The sequence below is a fragment of the Variovorax saccharolyticus genome (assembly GCF_030316765.1).
Classification (GTDB): domain Bacteria; phylum Pseudomonadota; class Gammaproteobacteria; order Burkholderiales; family Burkholderiaceae_C; genus Variovorax; species Variovorax saccharolyticus.
The window spans coordinates 24,076-40,412 of record NZ_JASZYT010000019.1 but is presented as its reverse complement, the minus strand read 5'-3'; the positions used below and the strand labels follow the sequence as shown (position 1 = coordinate 40,412).

The window sequence follows — 16,337 nt, the reverse complement described above, 5'->3', positions numbered from 1 at the left end:
ACGAATGCGCCGGCACGACCGGGTTCTGGGAGCGGAGATGTTTTCGAGCTTCGCGCACGATCCGCATCCCGTGGCGCATCCGAAATCGGCGACTTAGAACCAAGCCGAATAATGGCTGACTCTTAATGCAGGGCGATGATATAATACGTCTTGTTGCAGTCACGGCGACCTGTCGTCAGTTACCGCAACGCCTGCAGAGGCGAAGATGCCCCACGCAGGCCGCGTTTGCGACTTTGTCGCCCTATTGGTCTGTGGAGCTGCAGCCAATCGAGTTCTTAGATGCTCAGCGCAGGTTGATGCAAGCCTGCGATCCTGAATGAATTAGATTCCTAACATCGCCATTTCCATGGGCAAATATGTCGTCTCGCCCGCGACACACCAGACCGACTGCGGCCGCTTTCGCGCCTCCTTCTCGGTCCAGCGCTCCCAGGGTAACGGCAGCTACTGCCGAGTATTCCGTTTCGACAAAGCCTTTGCCTCGCGCGAAGCCGCCCGGCTGTTTGCAGTCACCCAGGGCTGGCTGCAAACGTGCATGGCACACCCCCCTGCGTGCTGACGATCTGCTGCCGCAGATCCCACTCACCCCCGTGCCAGTTGCTGCGGAGTTCCGATCCGCACACGCGTGTTCCAACGGCGCGACCTACGTTGCGTATCTTCATTCAGAAAGGCTCTTTCCATGAGCAAGAAAATCTACGTGGGCAACCTGCCCTATTCCGTGACCGATTCCAGCCTGGAAAGCAACTTTGCCGAGTTTGGCAGGGTCTCTTCAGCCAAAGTCATGATGGACCGTGAGACCGGCCGCTCCAAGGGCTTCGGCTTTGTCGAAATGGCGTCTGCCGAAGTCGCCCAAGCCGCCATCACCGGCCTGAACGGGATGTCCGTCGATGGACGCTCGATTGTCGTCAACCTGGCTCGGCCCCGCGAAGAGAGTAGCGGCTCGGGTGGCTACAGCCCGGCCGGCTACAGTGCCGCCAAGCGCTCGGATGTTGGCTATGGCACTGGTGGTTACGGCGGTGGTCGTTACTGAGCCCAGTAACTCCTCTGAAAAGCCGGCTCCCCTGGGCCGGTTTTTTTTCGTCCCGTTCGCAGGGTGACTCGTTCACCATGGTGTGCCATCATGGCCGGGACGCGGCCTGTACCGCGGCACGCGAGGAATGCTCGCCAGCCGGAGCAACTGGTTGTGCGGGCTAGCAAACTTGGACGACACGCCCTATCCCACTTCCGCGTATCGCTCGCGACTCACGGGCCCTCGCTCTTCTCAATCCGAGACGAGCAGGACCAATGTTTGAGTGTTCCTAGCCTCGTCGTGACTGCTGTAGCTTCGATTGCACGGTTCTCTGGCTTACGCTCACGCCCTCTGGCTTGTGCCTCACGCGCCGGGCAGCCCGAGCCGGCAGTTCGACCCCCACTGCAATTTACTGCACGCGCCTTGGCTTCAGGTCTGGCGCGACGCAGCGCTCTAAGTGCCCCCTGGACTCGGAAGCACGACGTGAACCCGCCGAGACGGCTGAGGCGTGGCGAATGGACGGGCTCCGCCGCACTGGAAGCCTCATCGCCAAGAGCCTCACCGACTTCGCGCGTTGCGACTCTGCGCCGCGGCACGCCGCTGCGTCTGGAGGTGGGCCAGCAAGCCCGCCTGCAAATGGATGCGGTCGGTCACGGGCCGAGGCAGCCGCAGGACAAAGTGCTCCACTTGGCTCGCGAGCGCCGTGATCCCTTGCGTCCGTAGGGTTTGTGCCACACCTCGCCAACCGTTCACGACCTCGACATGGGTCGCCGTCAGCCTCGACTGTCCCTGGTCTTCTGCGACGGTTCCTGCCGGGAGGTCCTTGGCGATGCGCGAAAGACGCGCACGCATGAAGCTGGATTCCCTTGGCGCAGCGACGTGTGCGGCGTTGCCATCATTCACCTCCGAAGCCGCGAACCGCAGCGCCCGCAGGCGGTGGTGGATCGGATCCTTCAAACTCTTCCTGGCGCCGCGCAGTTGACGCGGCGTCGCATTGGCAGCCACGCCCTCTTCGCGCAGCAGCGTCGCGAACTGCTCCCGCCAGCGGCGCAGCGTCTCCTTGCGCACATACAGGCGTCTCCCCGGCTCGAACTCATGCTCGCATTTCACGACCAGATGCACATGGGGATGGGCCTGGTCGGTGTGCAGGACCATGGCATAGCGGTACTGCAATGCGAAGTTCTCGCGCGCAAACATGCGAGCCGCCTGAAGCACCTTCTGTGGGGGCGTGCCTGCAGGCATCGACAACACAAGGTTGTGCACCAGCTTGGCCCGCGTGTCTCTGCCCGCCATGGGCTTTGGCCGGTACTGGCTCCGACACAGATCGAGTTGCCAATCGGCAATGAGACCTTCCGCAACGCCCCGGCCGCGCAGCACAACCCCCTCATCGGTCTCGATCTCGAGCTTCCCGTGTCGATCGAGGTACTGCAGATGCGCTCGGGCGCCTCCAGCTTCGCGCGCGCCGCCCGACACTTTGACCATGACCTCGGGCGAGTGACCGACGGTTCGCTTCACTTGCTCGATCTGCTCGACGTTGAACACAGTGGGTGCGCCCGGCCCGCGTCGGCCGTAGCTGACGATGTCGAGCTCCATCCCCGACGTGCGCGGCAGGGCCACCATGCGCCTAGGCATGGCCGGTCTCCCAGCTCCTGAGGTTCGCGCGAACAACGGCCGCGACGGCATCGCGAGCGCTTTCGACGGCGTGCCCGATGTCGATCAGCAAATCCGATTCGATCGTCGTCAACCCAGGCCTTCCCGAGGTGTCGATGGTCCTCAGCTGGCGAAGCAGCGCCGCCAGAAGGCCGGCTGCGCATCTCAACTCCTCGAGCTCGCCGGGAGGCATCACCGGGGCGGCACGGACATGGCTGCGTACAAGCATCGACAAGTAGCTCGCGGTCCTCATGCGACGGCCCGCGGCGCGCAAGTCGGCCAACGCACGGTCGCCGGGACGCAAGCGCAGCGTGACGCGCTCAGTGGCGCAACCCGCCTCTGCGCTTCGGCCCAAAGTAGGTAAAGCGTCGTCCGAGTTGCTGCCAATGACCTCGTCGATGACCAAGGCCAACAGCGCCGATTCGGTGAGTCCGCGACGCGCCGCCAGGGCGGCAAACCGAGCCTTCGTGTCGCGCGAGCTTCGAGTACCGATGACTGCGGAACGGGCCGGAGCGGGCATGGTGGACGATGGGGCGTTAACAATGTCTGACGCCAGTCTATCCTGCCCTCAAAGCGATTCAAGGACTCAGCGTTCGGCATGACGAACACCGCCGGTGCGTCGTCCTTTCTGCGCTGCAATCCTCCCCTTCACCGGTGGACGCGACGCAATGTTCGGCATGCCGAACATGGAGAGCGTGTCGAATGCAGCCACCCGGACAGAGAGGCACGCAGTCCAAGCGCCTGCCCCCATTTCTTCTGCTGTTCGACATGCCGAACAGCTGGAGGTTGGCGCCAGCAAGTCACGAGGTTCGAAGGGCGATCGACACCCGGAGTTCGGCATGCCGAATGCCGGTGAGGCGCGCACAGTCCTCCCGTCTCGTGCCCGTTCCAGACAGCCCGCGCTCTGCGATCGACAGCGTCCGGGCGGCGGCAACGACCAGGTGGTCGATGACGCGAACGTCCACGCAAGCCAGCGCAGTCGGAAGTGCCCGGCCTCAAAGCGATTCAAGGATTCAGCGTTCGGCATGCCGAACACCGCCGGTGCGTCGTTCTTCCAGCGCTGCAATGCTCCTCATCACCGGTGGCGCGACGCAATGTTCGGCATGCCGAACACGGAGAGCGTGTCGAATGCAACCACCCGGACAGACAGGCAGGCAGTCCCGTCGCCTGCCCCTCATTTCTCTTGATGTTCGACATGCCGAACAGCTGGAGGTTGGCGCCAGCAAGTCACGAGGTTCGAAGGGCGATCGACACCCGGAGTTCGGCATGCCGAACGCCGGTGAGGCGCGCACAGTCCTCCCGTCTCGTGCCCGTTCCAGACAGCCCGCGCTCTGCGATCGACAGCGTCCGGGCGGCGGCAACGACCAGGTGGTCGATGACGCGAACGTCCACGCAAGCCAGCGCAGTCGGAAGTGCCCGGCCTCAAAGCGATTCAGGGATTCAGCGTTCGGCATGCCGAACACCGCCGGTGCGTCGTCCTTCCTGCGCTGCAATCCTCCCCTTCACCGGTGGACGCGACGCGATGTTCGGCATGCCGAACATGGAGAGCGTGCCGAATGCAGCCACCCGGACAGACAGGCACGCAGTCCAGTCGCCTACCCCTCATTTCTCCTGCTGTTCGACATGCCGAACAACCGGAGGGTTGGAGCCAGCAAGTCACGAAGTTCGAAGGGCGATCGACATCCGGAGTTCGGCATGCCGAACTCCGGTGACGGGGCGCGCAGTCAACCGTCTCGTGCCGGTTCGCAAGATCAGCCCGCTCTGCGATGGACAGCGTCCGGGCGCCGGCGACGAAGAACTGGTCGATGACGCGAACGTCCTCGCAAGCCAGCGCAGTCAGGAGTATCCGGAACGGTGGGAGCCTCGTGAGGACGACGAGGCAAGCCCTCCCCTCCCTCGGAGTTCACGGCGCAGTGGCGACCTGTTCACGGGCGCGGCGATCGGTGCGGACGCCGAAGTGACTGGGTCGGCTTCCAATTGAATGTTCGGCTTGCCGAACACGAACGGGCGCGGTCGCCCCACGGTCTCCGGACAAATCGGCGTTGTTCGCGAACTGTTTCACGGGAGGCTTTCCCGGATACACGCGCCGCGGACCTGAAGCGCGCTTTCGCCCTCTATGCTTCGCGCATGTCGTCTCCCGCGAAACCTCCACCCGAATCCGCTGCGGACGCGCCCGCAAGCGTTCGGGCATGGCGTCGCAGCCGCTCTGCATCCATGGATCGGGGGGGATGATGTTCCAGGGACTGCGGCTCACCGGCATTGGCGGCCGGGACTACGTGCTGGGCGACGGGATCGAGGTCTACGATGGCGAGTCCTTGATCGGTCGTGTGCAGTCCGTGAGGCTGAGCCCGGACGGCGCGGAGGTGCTGATCGAGAACTTCATTCAGATGAGGTTCGAGGATTTTCGGGTCGGGGCGCTTCCAAGGCTTGTCCTGGCCGAAGTCGTCAACTTCATCGTGGAACGCCACCCGGGCATCCATCTGGTGGGCATCGAGCTGAGTCGGCACATTCCCGAATTCCAGGGGCGCGAAGCGCTGTTGACCAGCATCCGTTCGGAGATCCTGGCCAGCATTGGCGCGCAGGATGTGCACGTGACGCCGAGGCCTCAGGCGGGAGAGAAAGGGAGCTTCGCCGTCACGGGCATCTGGCGCTACGACAGCGCAAGTGTCGCGGTCTTGGCCGCGACGCTGAGAACGCAGCGCGAGGCCTATGGCGCCATCAGGAACGCGCCGCCGGCAAACGCGCGGCGCCGGCTCGCGCGCCTGCTCCCCGGGAAGACTTGAGGGGTGAGGTCCCGCGCGCTGTTCGGCATGCCGAACGCGCCGCGGGACGGGGCCCCGATTGATGCGTCGGGCGTGCTTCAACGCGCTTGTCGCTTCGCCGCGTATCCGGAGCGCCGGCGCTCGGCACGTTCGAAGGCGACACGCTGCCTCACCGCGGCGTGGTAGCGCCAGGCCGCATCGACCGGCTCGCCCGACCGCAGGCCCTTTGCGCGCAGCGCGATCCCACCATCGCTGACGTCTCCCGCGTCACCGGCTTGAGGGATTTCGTGGCCATCAGGCACCCCGGCGGCAGGCGAGTTGACGCGCCATCTCGGCGTGGCGCTCGGCCTCGCCGAGATGCGCCGCGATCTTGCGCAACTCTGCATCCGGCGCATGCCGCTCGCAGGCCTGTTCAATCCCGAGCACCGCCAGTTGCAGCAGCGCCTCGCACTCGAGTGTCCGGCGGCAGAGACAGCGGATCTCGAACGGACTCAGCGACGCGGGTAGGGCGGCGAGGTCGGCGGCACCCGAGGCCGCCGGCTCAGGGGTGGGCTGGGCGGTGCTCATGGCGGTGTTCCTTGGTGGTGTGCCGCATGGCGGGTGAGGGGCCGCGCGAAGCAGGGCCGTCCAGATCCACGGGCGGGAGGCTTTTGAAGGTGCCGATGTGAGCTTCGGCGTCGAGGGTCGGCTGGAACCGGGTCGCAAAGTCGGTCGGTCGGGTCGGAGGCACGGCTTCGGAATGGAACACGGCCGCGGCAATGCCGGCGAGGGTCAGCGCGGCGGTCGACAGGAGGAGGGGGACTCGGAGGGACATGAGGAGCTCCTGAAGGAAGGAATGGGAGATGGAAGAAGGGAACGCGTGGGTGGCGGGCCGCCGGCCTGGAGATCGGCGTCTCCCGTGCCGGCCGCGCCCTGAGCGACTCATTCGAAGTCGCCGGGTCCTCCAGGCCAGGGGCTGCGAATGCGCAGCGGACTCGGCAGCCAGCGCGTGCCTTCCAGTTGTCGCGCGCAGTACGCGACCGATTCGGCCTTCTTCATCTTGGCGACGGCCTGCGCGGCGTCGCGCCCGGTCGCTTCCTGGACGGCTTCCAGCGCCTTGGCCTTGCTGACGCTCGCGAGGTAGGTCGTGGGCGTGGGCACCCACCAGTCCGCCATGTCCACGCCGAGCGCATCGGCGAGCGCATCGCTGTGATCGGCCGGGCGCGTGCGTGGCGCGATGGCGTTGACGCTTCGGGCGGTGCAGTAGGCCAGGAGGTCGAGCAGCGTCGCATCGGGCTGGGCGAGCAGCCACTGGAACAAGCGCGTCGGAGAGCCTGGCAGGCGGTCGCCCCACGCGCTCTCGGCCTGGGCGAGCAGCGTTGCGGCCGGGCTGGTTGCGTAGTCGCTGGCGTCCTGCGCCAGGCTGGTGTCGCCGGTGATGCGCACCGACACCTTGACCACGTCGTCGCCCGCGCCGTAGAGCCCGAAGACTGTCTCCGCCATGCGATGGACGAGCGTCACGAGCGCCACGCGCGGGTTCTGCATGAGCGCGGCCTGCAGGGCGGCGGTGCGATGGGCCGTGAGGTCGCGCATCAGGCGTTCGCTGAACTCGGGCCGAGGCGACGACGCCGGGTCGGACGCTGTCGCGTCTGTCTGCATCTCGGCGCCCGGTTCGGAACCGGCGCGATCGGAGGGACGCACAAGCCCGCGCTCGATGCGCACGCCGCCCCGGTAGTCGAGGCTGACGGTGGCGCCGCTGCGGGCCATTTGCGCGGGCAGCCAGGTCCGCAACGCGTCGTGGAGCGTGGACAACTCGCCCGCTGTCGCATCAATGGCATCGGCGAGTTGCTGCTCGACGCGTTCGAAGTCGTCCGAGTCGGGATCCGCTTCGTCCTGGTGCCGGTCGTAGGCCGCGGTCTGCGCGCGCTGCTGTGCAGAGAGGGTCTCCAGCGCCAGGGCTTCTTCGGGGGTGGGTTCGCGTTCGGACTCCGCTTCTCGCAGACAGCGCCGCAGGGCTTGGCCGTCGAGGTCGATTGCGCCGTCCACCCAGGACCACCCTTCGGCCTGGAGCGCTGCAGCGATGCCCTGCAGCTTGTCCGCGGCGAGGGTCTGCAGCAGGGGCAGGTTGTCGAGGTAGATGCTGCTCGGATCCTCGGCGCTGGCGAACAGGTCGCGGCGCACGGCGCCGCCTGCGGCCTCGTAGGGCTCGAGACCGACGAAGCGGGCGAGTCGGCTGTCGGCGGTGCAGGCCTCGGCGGTGATTGCGTCGCGCAAGCGCCAGGCACTGCGGTCGTGCGGGCGCAGCCCGTCCCAGATCGCTTCCTGCAGGGCGGGGTCGTCGACGAGGGCCAGTGCCTGCAGTTGATCGCTGCCGATCTCGTCGGCGCGGTAGAGGTCGATGAAGCGCGGCGCGAGGCGCGCGAGCCGGAGCCGGCGCTGGACGGTCAGTGGGGACACGCCGAAGCGGTCCGCGACCTGGGACACGTCGAGGCCCTCGTCCTCGACCAGCCGCCGAAAGGCATCGATCTGGTCGGCGGGGTGCATGGCTTCGCGTCCGCTGTTCTCGGCCAACGAGACCTGCACCGCCCGGCCTGCGTCGAAGAGCCGGCATTCGACCGGTCTGTCCTCGGGCCACCGGCCTTGCGTCGACAGCATCTGGATCGCCTGCAGCCGCCGGCCGCCGGCCACCACGGCGTAGCGGCCATCGTCTTGCGCGACGACGCCCAGGCGCTGCAGCAGCCCTTGCGCATCGATGAGGGTGGCGAGTTCCGCGAGGCCTTGCGCGGGATGCACCTTGCGCACGTTGGCCTCGCTGAGACACAGCCGCGCCAGGGGCACGAGCAGGTCGCATGGCGCAGGCGGGGGCGTCTGCGCTGCGGCTTCGGCGTGCGTGGCGCGCTCGGCTTTTGTCGGCTTGGCCTTTCTCGGGGGGCCCTTGCGCGCACGCACGCCCTCGCTGCTGAGGGGGTTGATCACGGTCATGACGGTTCCTTTCGATGAATGAAGAGACGAGATGCCGGGTTCCTAGATTCGGAGCCCTTTGGATGGAGGGTTCCTGGACGCATCGGCCGCCGACCCGGTGCTGGCCGCCGTTTTCCTGAGTTCTTCGCCCGGGGAAACAGCGGCGCGCGCGGGGACGGGGGAGCAAGGGGGAAGCATTCGTAACGCGCGAGCGTTATGAACACCCCCTTGCAGGCGCAGCCAGTCGCCCGGCACCGTGCGCGCAAGCTCCCCGGACAAAGCGAAGGACTCGGGCAAACGGCAGCCCGCCGGCGACCGACGCGCGCAGGAACCGCCGCGCGGCGAGCGCCTCTACCTGCCGCAGGCAGGTCTGATCGAGGGAAGTTCAAGGGACGCAGTCCCTGCGCCAGGGATGCGCAAGGCGGCGCGCGCCGTCCCCGAAAGGGGATGAGCGCGACGGCGCGAACCTGGAGCAGCCCGACAGCGGCGCAGCCGGTGGGGCGCCCGCGGGATTCAGGGGACCCCGGGGCCGTTTGCAGCCCGACGCTGCGAGCCTCGGGAGACCGCATCCCTCCGAAGAAGGAGGCGCGATCGAGCGCGCTCCGGCATACCGCTTGCTAAGTTCGAACACTCCCTCAGTCCGCCATGCTCAGCATCGACCAGAAGGCCCACATCCTGCGGCGCGCCGGCGCCGCGGTGCCGGCGCGCCCCGAGCGGCAGATGACGGCCCAGTCCGATGGCCGCCTCGAGGGCCGAGGGGCCGAACCCCTTCGGGCCTGGGAAGAGCAGATCGAGCGGCTCTACGCTCGGTACGCGCTGGAACGTGCGAAGCGCAGCCTGCGCCAGGCCGAGGCATCGCTGCAGATGGGCGCCACCCGCCACCCGGCCGACCGCCCGCGGGGTCCTTGAACGCCCGGGCTCCAGCGCACGCGGCGAGGCCGCAGCCCCGAGGCGGTGGGGAGGGCAGAAGCCGCCGGCATCGCCGGCGGCCAGGCCGTCAGGCCTGGATGCGCCCGGCCATCCGGGCCTCCTTCGCATACCGGCTCAGGCGCTGGGTGGCCCGGAAATGCACATCCTGGGCGATGGGGAGGTTCATCAGCCCGCGCACCTCGGCCAGTTCGGCGAGGCTGACCCATCCGAGCTCGGGGAATCCGAGCCCCAGGTCGCACAGACCGTAGGCCGAATCGGGGTCCTGGGGATCGATCGCGCCGAGCAGCCAGGTCGCGCCGGCGTCCGGCGTGTAGAGCTTCACGAGCGGGAACGGATCGAAGTCCGCGGTAGCTTGCGCCAGCAGGCCCTGGGCGGCGAGTTCGGCGCGTTGCGCGTCGGAGAGGAAGTTGCACATGGTCGTTCTCCTTGAACGGTTGCGGGCGGGATGGCCCGTGACCGCCAGCGGTCACACCGCAGCGCAGCGCTCAAGGTTCGAAGACGGCCGCAGGCCGCCAGCGCACCCGCCGGTGCGCGCCGACCTTGAACGCGAGAACGGTGTGGCAGCCTGAAGGGAACAGCAAGCCCGCCCTCCCCACCCTGCCCTCGCTCCCGCTCCCGGTCTTTCTCTCTTCTCACGCGCTGCCACCGCCCGTGGTTTCGTTCAGGCAGGCGGGACATCCGCCTGCACGCGCCCGCCGCGTGCGCCGACGCCAAATGGCGCGGACCGCGCACCGCGCCCGGGCGAGCGCCGCGCCCAATGCAGGCAAGCCAAGACCTTCGAGCTGGCCCGTCACAGGCGGTGTCCATTGCCCGAAGGCACGCGCCAGCAGGAGATTGAGAAATGCTCACCATCGACCAGAAGGAAGCCGTGCTTCGCCGGGCCGGCCGCACCGTTCCGGAGTTCCCGTCGGTTCACGACGCCAGCCACTCGCAGGCCAGCGACACCCGCGTGGCGCAGCGGCGGGAGCGCCGGCAGGCGATCGATCAATGGTCTGCCGACGTCGCAGCGCTCTATGTCGAGCACCTCGCGTCGGGGATTGGCAAGCCATAGCGGGCCGAAGCCCCCGCGTCACAGGAGACCTCGTTGCGCGAAGGAGAGCGACCGCCCGCCCGCCACGATGATGTGGTCGAGGACCCGGACGTCGATCATCGCGAGCGCCTTGGCCAAGGTCTTCGTCAACAGCTCGTCCGCGGGCGACGGCTCGACGCTGCCGCTCGGGTGGTTGTGCGAAATGAGAAGGCCTGAGGCTTCATGGTGCAGGCAGCGCCGCATGACCTCCCTCGGATAGACGCTGGTTTGCGTCAACGTACCGCGGAACAGCTCTTCGAAGGCGATGAGTCCGTTTTGCGCGTCGAGGTACATCAGGGCGAAACTCTCATGCGGCTGGCCCGCGAAGTGAAGCTTGAGGAAGTCGGTGACGGCTTGCGGCGAGTGAAACACCGACCGCTGGGTGAGTTCCTCCGCCAGCAGCTCCTGCGCCAGTGCAAGCCCCGTCGCGAGGCGATGGAAGTTCGGCAGGCCAGACTGCCGGGCGAAGTACGTGAGCTTCATCAACGACCGGTCGTGGGCTTCGTACAGGGCATCGGCCTCGGCGCCGAAGAAGGGGCGCAGCGCATCGACGATGCGTTGCTGGCGGACGGTCAGGTCGGTGGACGCGGTCATGGTGAACTCCTGGGAGACGACACAGGCGGGATTGCCTGCGTGGCCCCAGCGCCCTTGCCGCAGCGCAGCGCTCAAGGTCGCCGCAGGCGCGCGGCACGCGCCGAGCGCGCGCAGCGCGCGCAGGGCCTTGAACGCGAGAACGGCGAGGTAGCGTCAGGCCTCACAGGCAAGCCCACCCCACCCTCCCCAGGGCACACGAAGGCCCCCTGCCCATTCGCCGGCGCCGACGCCGGCGCCAGCGGTGAGCGGCGACCGCCGCCCTCGCGACGGGCCAGGTGCGCCCGCATCGCGCGCGAAGAGCGTGACGACGGGCAGCCGATCGAAGCACGCGTCGTGCGCCTGCGGGCGTGGCGCCCGGCTGCCCTTGGCCGGCAGGCGATCGAACAGACGACCCCATGGCCCGGGACCGTGGGCGGCACGCCGCAGGGCAACGTTCCAGCGTCGAAGACGGTCCCGGGCCGCAAGGGACCCCGGGGACGCGCAGACCGCGATGGCGAGAACGACGTGGCGTCCCGAAGGGAGCAGCAGGCCACGCCCGCCCCGGTTTCCGGCGCCTCGTTTCTCCTCGCTTGTCCGCGTTCCACGGCGTCCTCGCTGCCCTGGGCATCGCTTGGCTTTCGCGCAGCGTCCGTCCCCGACCGGTTTCGCACCCTGGCCTCCCGTGCCCGTCTCGAACGCAGGAAGCCGAGCGCAGGCACCCGAGTGCGCGCCGTGTGGAGCGCCCGGCCTGGCCGGGGTCGCGCGAGCCTCGCGGGCCACGGGCGAGCGCTGAGCGCTGACCGTTGCGTGCGCGGGGACCCCCGCCGTGCGGCGCCACACGCCGCGTCATGGGAGCGTGCCCGGTCGTGTCGAAGGCGCCTCAGGCAACGCCCTCGACAGGATCAGTTCGTAGGCCTCCCCGGCCAGTCGAGCCGCGGTGAAGATCGCGGTGCGATCGTTGCGCAGCACCTGCAGCCAGGCGTCGAGGTAGGCCGCATGCCCTTCGATGGTCGCGTCCACCAGCCCGATGTGACCGAGCACGAAGGCGCTGCCAAGCTCGGCCACGAGTTCCTCGAAGGCGTAGGCGGCGTCGCCGAATCGCTTCCCGAACGCGCGTGCCAGGCGATCGGGGTGTCCGGTCCAGTGCACCAGTTCATGCAGGGCCGTGGCGCAGTAGGCCTCGGGGCTCGTGAAGCGGTCGATGTCGGGCATCAGGATCCTGTCCGCATGGGGCGCATACGCGGCGCGCTCGAAACCGTGCTGGATGGTCGCGCCGCATCCGCCAATGAAACGCATCGCGCCTTCGATCGGCGAGCGATCCGTCCATGCGCGAGAGGCCGTCTCGGCGGCCGGGTCGATCGGCAGGCCGTCCATCTGCGCGACGTTGAAGAGCCAGAACGGTCTGCACCGCAGGAAGCTGCTTTCGCCGCGGGCGGACGTTCGGCCTTCCGATGCGAGCCGTTCTGAATCGTCCAGCGACTCTCCGGTCACTCCGGGCGACGCCTGGCCGCTCATGCGCTCGAAGTGCGCGCACAGCACGGCCCGCTCGCGTCTGCGAACCTGCGCACCGAGCCCGGCGGCTTGCTTGTAGGTGAGCCAGACATTGGAGGCGTACCCTCGCTCGATCGCCGCGTCCCACAGCAGCAGCACGTTGGCACCGTGGTAGGGCGCACCGGTCTTGCCATTGCGCGGCACACCGCGCGAAGCGGCGCGGGTCCAGCGCTGCCGAAAGACGTTCCCGCCCTTCTCGAGCATGGCGATGATGCGGTCGGTGATCGATTGCCGGACGTCCGATCGAGCGCCGCGCCGATCTCCCGCATCCGTGATTGCAGGAGCACCTGCTTGCGGTGAGTCCTCGGGGGGTACGGGGGGAACGCCCGTGGCGGTTGGGGTGCGGGCGTTGCGCTGACGGGAGGATGAAAGTGCGCGCATGGCTGGGCCTTTCTGCGGCATGGGCCGCGGGGGTTGAACATCTGCTTTCGGAGCCGCCTCGACGCATGAGGAGCGAGCGGAAAGGGCCGCGGTCCTGAGACCGCCCGGAGGCCGCAGCCGAGCGAAGCGAGGACCGGGTGAGGACGGTGGCGCCAGCCCGAAGCTCTGGACGGCGGACCGTGCGAGCTATGCGTCGATCAAGAGGTGGCTTGAAAGCAGATGCCCCGCGGCGGGCCGCTGGGCCAGGCGGTCACGTCCCGAGAGCGCCGCGGCCGCGGGCCGCGCTTCGTCTGTCTTGGCAACGCGGAGGATCCCCCGGACATCGGCCATGGTCGTGCGCGGCGCGGCCTGATCAGGAGCGCGCGCAGCGCGCCACGAAAGGGCCAGGGGTGAACGGGTGGCGACTGACGGGAACACCGTGTCGCGCCGCTGGACGCTGCGAGCACCCAGCCGCACGACGGACCCGCGCGGTGATTCGCTGGACACCCCGTCTGCGTGCACATCCCCGCCACACGCGAGGCGCAGCTTCACGCGCAGACCGCGTCGAAGATGTGCCTCGAGGTGAAGTCGCCCTGGCGCGTGTGCGGTGCGCCAATGAAGTTGCGCGAAACGGAGTCAGCCTTGGGGAACTGGGATGCGGCGGCGGCGGGTTTCGACCGCGCACTCGCCTGGAGGGCGAGCACGATGCATGTCGCACGGGCTGAAGGCGCTCGCGGATGGGCCCGCACGTTACTTGCGCGCCGCTGGGCCCGGGCCACGCGAGTGGTCAACCAGCCGCTGGCACGAGCCGCGCCTGAATCGACACGACCCCGGGGCGGCGATGCGCCGCCAGGGGGAGCGGACAAATCGCATCGGCTTGACTCTGTACGAGGCATGGACAGCAGCAGGCGGCCCGCATGCCGACGCCGCGTGGGCCGACGCCCCTTCGGCGTTGGTGACAGTGGCTTCAGAGATCACAGATGAGTTCTTGCGCAACACCTTCCTTGCCAGGATCCTTGGCATACCGAAACCGTAGCGTGCCTGGAAGCGTGCGCGCAGTGGTTGGCGCCGATTTATGCCATTCGGGCCCTTTGCTGCTCACCATTTGAGCAAAGGCCGTGGTGGCCTCGGGCCGGCAGAGCCAATGCGGCGAGGCATTCAGGCCGGCGTACATCGACACCAACGCCTGCCCCGCGCTCACGGCTTGAGCGCGGCGGAGTGTCCGCCGTTTCAGCGGCTCGCCGATGAGGCCCGCCAGAGCGGTTCAAGTTGCGCGCGTTCGCTGGCAAAACGCTGCGCGAGGCGCTGTTGGTCCTCTTCTCTCGATTGGATGAAGCGGGTTTGGGCCCGGACGTTCTCTTCGTTCTCGTCGAACTTTCGAGACAGGACTGCGGGGGCTTTCGCGCGATCGCCGCGAAAGAACTGCAACTCCTCGTCGAGTTGCCGGCGCTCGCGATTGAGCGCCGCGAGGTAGTTGCGCGCCAGATGGGTCGCTTGGTCGAGCTGCGCCAGCGCATCGGCGCGCTCCTGGTCATGCAACCGCGAGTTCGGGTAGCGGGCGAGCAGCGCACGCTCTCTCCGGCGCTCGCCCGCGCGTTGCGCCGCCGCCCTGTCCGCTTGTTGCAGCTGGTGCTCGCGAGCCGCCTGGTCAAGTTCCGAATAGCTTGGGCCGACTGTGCGCAGCACACCACACGACTGCCGCAATGCGAGCTGTTGCCGGTCCGCGCATTCCGCGATGGGGCGGTCGGAACTGAGCGAGCGTCCGCGGCTGTCCTTGCAGGCATAGAGGCCGGGCATCGACTGGGCCTGCGCCGCCGGGGTCACGGCCCCCAGAAGAAGGCCGGAAACCAGCGCGAGGGCCATCGCTCGGGCCGGATTCCTCACAGCCCCACCGCCACCTTCAAGGTCCAGGCAAGGGCGATGGTCAGGGAGACGACCAGCGCGACGTTCCGCCAGATGCGCAGCCCCACGGGCGGCGCCTCGGAACGAAGCGAAGGGAACGGCCGCGGCGGTGGCTGGGCCCACCAGCCCGCGTCGTATTGCATTTCATCCATGTAACCCATTGTAGTTATATGTACTACTTTTGTTTCGACTTTACGCAGCTTTCCTCCTGCCGCGTGGGAGTCCTCCTCCCAGAGGTCAGCCGGAGGCTGCGGACGTCCGGGGCCTCGCGTCAGGGCTTCAGGCTTCCTGCTCCGCCACATCGAGCGCGCTGACGGCAAGGACGGTGGCCACAAACACGGCAAACGCAACCGACCCGAACAGGAAGTCGTCGAGCCACTTACTGCCGAACACGCCGATAAACAGGGGCGAGAGTTCCATCGGATCCTCCAGGGCGCAATCCGAGCGGTTGCTTCGGCGTTTCAGTCTGGGCCCGTTTTTTCGCACGCGCTGTAGGCGAAGCGCTGCAATCGCTTCTCTGGGCAGTTCGCCGACCACCTCGACCGCCACCGGGATGCGCCAATCGCGCGCCCGGGCGCCCCCGTGGCCCCGCCTGCAAGCCCTCCACCTCGGTGCCGAGCGGCGGGGCGCCTCGGCGTTCTCGGGCTCCGCGCGCCCGACCCGGGCTTGGAGACGGCTTGGGCAGCCGCACAACGTCACGCTGCCCGAACTCCAGATTGACTTGCCACCGATTGAATCGGTCGCGGGCGCGGGAACGGCCGGCCTCTGCTCGTCGCTCAGGTCGCACTGACCTGTTGCCTCCAGTACTTCCTGCAGCCGATCCGCGTGCGCCATAAGCACGCCCAGATCGCCCTCGGGCGCGAGGTCAGCCTTCCTTCGCGGTGCCTTCACGCGCAGCGGCCCGCGGTTCATGTTCTGCCCCGAACCCGGTGGTCAATGACCGTCCCGGGCCGCGCCCCATCGCCGCCGCGGGGATCGACCGGGCGGACCTCGTTAGGTGTGCGGGCAGAACCTTCAGATCCTGCCCGCCGATCTCCCCATTCGCCGGCCACGGCGAAGACCTGCGTATGGGTCAGGTCGAGGTTCTCGAATCGGTCCAGCGCGGCGGTCACCGCGTCGCTGTGCTACAGCAGGTTGCCCCCTCGGCCTCGGCGCCTTGCGAATGCAGCTGACGGTTCGGGTTTCGCGGGTGGTCTTGGCCCAATGCTGGCTGCGCAGCGCGGGCGCGGGCGCGATGATGCAAACCCAAAGACGTAGGCGGCCGCCGTCCGCGCCTTCAGCGACTGCGGACGGGTCGGTGGGATCGCCCGAGCGCAATATAGACAACAGAACCGACGGAGCACTGACATGACCGACGAAACCAGCGATATCCCGCCCGACGTTCGGCGGATCAACGTGAACGTGCTGCACGAGGTCCGCTCGTGGATGTTCACCTTCGGCTGCACCGAGGCCGAGCTGCGGCTTGCGGTGCGCGCCGTCGGCGATTCGCCCGATGCGGTGCGCGCCTGCCTCCACGAGAGGAAGGGATGAACAGGTCCGAGGTCGGCAAAGCCAAAGTTTGCCGCTGACACCGCCAACCTCATGGCGTTCGTGA

At 67.9% G+C, this 16,337-nt stretch carries 17 protein-coding genes; 6 read left to right on the top strand and 11 right to left on the bottom strand.

The window, feature by feature from the left end; genetic code table 11:
- The first annotated feature begins 346 nt into the window (after positions 1-346).
- Both QTI45_RS35465 and rbp read left to right on the top strand, forming a co-directional pair.
- Complete coding sequence (locus QTI45_RS35465) at positions 347-556, top strand: hypothetical protein (RefSeq protein WP_353621380.1); 210 nt, start codon at positions 347-349, stop codon at positions 554-556.
- A 120-nt stretch (positions 557-676) separates the two neighbouring features.
- The gene (gene rbp, locus QTI45_RS34120) at positions 677-1,027 is read left to right on the top strand and encodes an RNA-binding regulator (protein ID WP_286657496.1); all 351 of its coding nucleotides are present in this window, start codon (positions 677-679) and stop codon (positions 1,025-1,027) included.
- Positions 1,028-1,564: 537 nt separating this feature from the next.
- Here the strand turns inward: rbp and QTI45_RS34115 are convergent.
- Both QTI45_RS34115 and QTI45_RS34110 read right to left on the bottom strand, forming a co-directional pair.
- The gene (locus tag QTI45_RS34115; protein WP_286657495.1) at positions 1,565-2,599 is read right to left on the bottom strand and encodes a relaxase/mobilization nuclease domain-containing protein; all 1,035 of its coding nucleotides are present in this window, start codon (positions 2,597-2,599) and stop codon (positions 1,565-1,567) included.
- A 31-nt stretch (positions 2,600-2,630) separates the two neighbouring features.
- Entirely contained in the window at positions 2,631-3,176 is a 546-nt protein-coding gene (locus tag QTI45_RS34110; RefSeq protein ID WP_286657494.1) for a hypothetical protein, read from the bottom strand.
- Between the two features lie 1,708 nt (positions 3,177-4,884).
- On the opposite strand from QTI45_RS34110, the gene QTI45_RS34105 reads away from it, so the two are divergent.
- On the top strand, positions 4,885-5,439 hold the full coding sequence (locus tag QTI45_RS34105; RefSeq protein WP_286373689.1) for a hypothetical protein: 555 nt from the start codon (positions 4,885-4,887) through the stop codon (positions 5,437-5,439).
- A gap of 273 nt (positions 5,440-5,712) precedes the next feature.
- Here QTI45_RS34105 and QTI45_RS34100 read toward each other — a convergent pair whose 3' ends face one another.
- From QTI45_RS34100 to QTI45_RS34090, 3 genes are all read right to left on the bottom strand, one after another.
- Positions 5,713-5,985: a hypothetical protein gene (locus QTI45_RS34100; protein WP_286657493.1), complete on the bottom strand. Its 273-nt coding sequence runs from the start codon at positions 5,983-5,985 to the stop codon at positions 5,713-5,715.
- A complete protein-coding gene (locus tag QTI45_RS34095) occupies positions 5,960-6,232 on the bottom strand; it encodes a hypothetical protein (protein ID WP_286373691.1) in 273 nt (90 codons plus the stop codon). Before QTI45_RS34095 ends, QTI45_RS34100 begins: the two co-directional genes overlap by 26 nt.
- 107 nt (positions 6,233-6,339) lie before the next feature.
- Positions 6,340-8,379, bottom strand: coding sequence for a ParB/RepB/Spo0J family partition protein (locus QTI45_RS34090; protein WP_286657492.1), 2,040 nt, complete (start codon positions 8,377-8,379; stop codon positions 6,340-6,342).
- A gap of 624 nt (positions 8,380-9,003) precedes the next feature.
- Here QTI45_RS34090 and QTI45_RS34085 point away from each other — a divergent pair.
- Entirely contained in the window at positions 9,004-9,267 is a 264-nt protein-coding gene (locus QTI45_RS34085) for a hypothetical protein (protein WP_286373693.1), read from the top strand.
- An 88-nt stretch (positions 9,268-9,355) separates the two neighbouring features.
- On the opposite strand, the gene QTI45_RS34080 is transcribed toward QTI45_RS34085, so the two are convergent.
- Positions 9,356-9,703, bottom strand: a complete 348-nt coding sequence (locus tag QTI45_RS34080) for a DUF2958 domain-containing protein (RefSeq protein ID WP_286373694.1) — start codon at positions 9,701-9,703, stop codon at positions 9,356-9,358.
- 426 nt (positions 9,704-10,129) lie between these two features.
- On the opposite strand from QTI45_RS34080, the gene QTI45_RS34075 reads away from it, so the two are divergent.
- Positions 10,130-10,339: a hypothetical protein gene (locus QTI45_RS34075; protein ID WP_286373695.1), complete on the top strand. Its 210-nt coding sequence runs from the start codon at positions 10,130-10,132 to the stop codon at positions 10,337-10,339.
- 18 nt (positions 10,340-10,357) lie between these two features.
- On the opposite strand, the gene QTI45_RS34070 is transcribed toward QTI45_RS34075, so the two are convergent.
- The 5 genes from QTI45_RS34070 to QTI45_RS34050 all read right to left on the bottom strand — a co-directional run bounded on the left by QTI45_RS34070 (position 10,358) and on the right by QTI45_RS34050 (position 15,655).
- On the bottom strand, positions 10,358-10,951 hold the full coding sequence (locus tag QTI45_RS34070) for a JAB domain-containing protein (protein ID WP_444813341.1): 594 nt from the start codon (positions 10,949-10,951) through the stop codon (positions 10,358-10,360).
- An 825-nt stretch (positions 10,952-11,776) separates the two neighbouring features.
- Positions 11,777-12,862 carry an ArdC family protein gene (locus QTI45_RS34065; RefSeq protein ID WP_286657491.1) on the bottom strand — a complete coding sequence of 362 codons (1,086 nt, stop codon included), beginning with the start codon at positions 12,860-12,862 and terminating at the stop codon, positions 11,777-11,779.
- Between the two features lie 1,209 nt (positions 12,863-14,071).
- Positions 14,072-14,704 carry a DUF4124 domain-containing protein gene (locus tag QTI45_RS34060; protein WP_286657490.1) on the bottom strand — a complete coding sequence of 211 codons (633 nt, stop codon included), beginning with the start codon at positions 14,702-14,704 and terminating at the stop codon, positions 14,072-14,074.
- A gap of 17 nt (positions 14,705-14,721) precedes the next feature.
- Positions 14,722-14,895 carry a hypothetical protein gene (locus QTI45_RS34055; RefSeq protein ID WP_286657489.1) on the bottom strand — a complete coding sequence of 58 codons (174 nt, stop codon included), beginning with the start codon at positions 14,893-14,895 and terminating at the stop codon, positions 14,722-14,724.
- A 127-nt stretch (positions 14,896-15,022) separates the two neighbouring features.
- Positions 15,023-15,655 (bottom strand): hypothetical protein, encoded by a 633-nt coding sequence (locus QTI45_RS34050; protein WP_286657488.1) that lies wholly within the window; start codon positions 15,653-15,655, stop codon positions 15,023-15,025.
- A gap of 435 nt (positions 15,656-16,090) precedes the next feature.
- Between QTI45_RS34050 and QTI45_RS34045 the strand changes: the two genes are divergently transcribed.
- On the top strand, positions 16,091-16,273 hold the full coding sequence (locus QTI45_RS34045; protein ID WP_286373700.1) for a DUF3606 domain-containing protein: 183 nt from the start codon (positions 16,091-16,093) through the stop codon (positions 16,271-16,273).
- The last annotated feature ends 64 nt before the right edge of the window (positions 16,274-16,337 follow it).

Excerpts from the sequence above, each read along its gene's own strand:
- QTI45_RS34080 (WP_286373694.1), bottom strand. The coding sequence starts at position 9,703 with ATGTGCAACTTCCTCTCCGACGCGCAACGCGCCGAACTCGCCGCCCAG.
- QTI45_RS34095 (WP_286373691.1), bottom strand. The coding sequence starts at position 6,232 with ATGTCCCTCCGAGTCCCCCTCCTCCTGTCGACCGCCGCGCTGACCCTC.
- QTI45_RS34045 (WP_286373700.1), top strand. The coding sequence starts at position 16,091 with ATGACCGACGAAACCAGCGATATCCCGCCCGACGTTCGGCGGATCAAC.
- QTI45_RS34065 (WP_286657491.1), bottom strand. The coding sequence starts at position 12,862 with ATGCGCGCACTTTCATCCTCCCGTCAGCGCAACGCCCGCACCCCAACC.
- QTI45_RS34085 (WP_286373693.1), top strand. The coding sequence starts at position 9,004 with ATGCTCAGCATCGACCAGAAGGCCCACATCCTGCGGCGCGCCGGCGCC.
- QTI45_RS34100 (WP_286657493.1), bottom strand. The coding sequence starts at position 5,985 with ATGAGCACCGCCCAGCCCACCCCTGAGCCGGCGGCCTCGGGTGCCGCC.
- QTI45_RS34105 (WP_286373689.1), top strand. The coding sequence starts at position 4,885 with ATGATGTTCCAGGGACTGCGGCTCACCGGCATTGGCGGCCGGGACTAC.
- QTI45_RS34090 (WP_286657492.1), bottom strand. The coding sequence starts at position 8,379 with ATGACCGTGATCAACCCCCTCAGCAGCGAGGGCGTGCGTGCGCGCAAG.
- QTI45_RS34060 (WP_286657490.1), bottom strand. The coding sequence starts at position 14,704 with ATGGCCCTCGCGCTGGTTTCCGGCCTTCTTCTGGGGGCCGTGACCCCG.
- rbp (WP_286657496.1), top strand. The coding sequence starts at position 677 with ATGAGCAAGAAAATCTACGTGGGCAACCTGCCCTATTCCGTGACCGAT.
- QTI45_RS34055 (WP_286657489.1), bottom strand. The coding sequence starts at position 14,895 with ATGGATGAAATGCAATACGACGCGGGCTGGTGGGCCCAGCCACCGCCG.
- QTI45_RS34075 (WP_286373695.1), top strand. The coding sequence starts at position 10,130 with ATGCTCACCATCGACCAGAAGGAAGCCGTGCTTCGCCGGGCCGGCCGC.
- QTI45_RS35465 (WP_353621380.1), top strand. The coding sequence starts at position 347 with ATGGGCAAATATGTCGTCTCGCCCGCGACACACCAGACCGACTGCGGC.
- QTI45_RS34070 (WP_444813341.1), bottom strand. The coding sequence starts at position 10,951 with ATGACCGCGTCCACCGACCTGACCGTCCGCCAGCAACGCATCGTCGAT.
- QTI45_RS34115 (WP_286657495.1), bottom strand. The coding sequence starts at position 2,599 with ATGGAGCTCGACATCGTCAGCTACGGCCGACGCGGGCCGGGCGCACCC.
- QTI45_RS34110 (WP_286657494.1), bottom strand. The coding sequence starts at position 3,176 with ATGCCCGCTCCGGCCCGTTCCGCAGTCATCGGTACTCGAAGCTCGCGC.
- QTI45_RS34050 (WP_286657488.1), bottom strand. The coding sequence starts at position 15,655 with ATGAACCGCGGGCCGCTGCGCGTGAAGGCACCGCGAAGGAAGGCTGAC.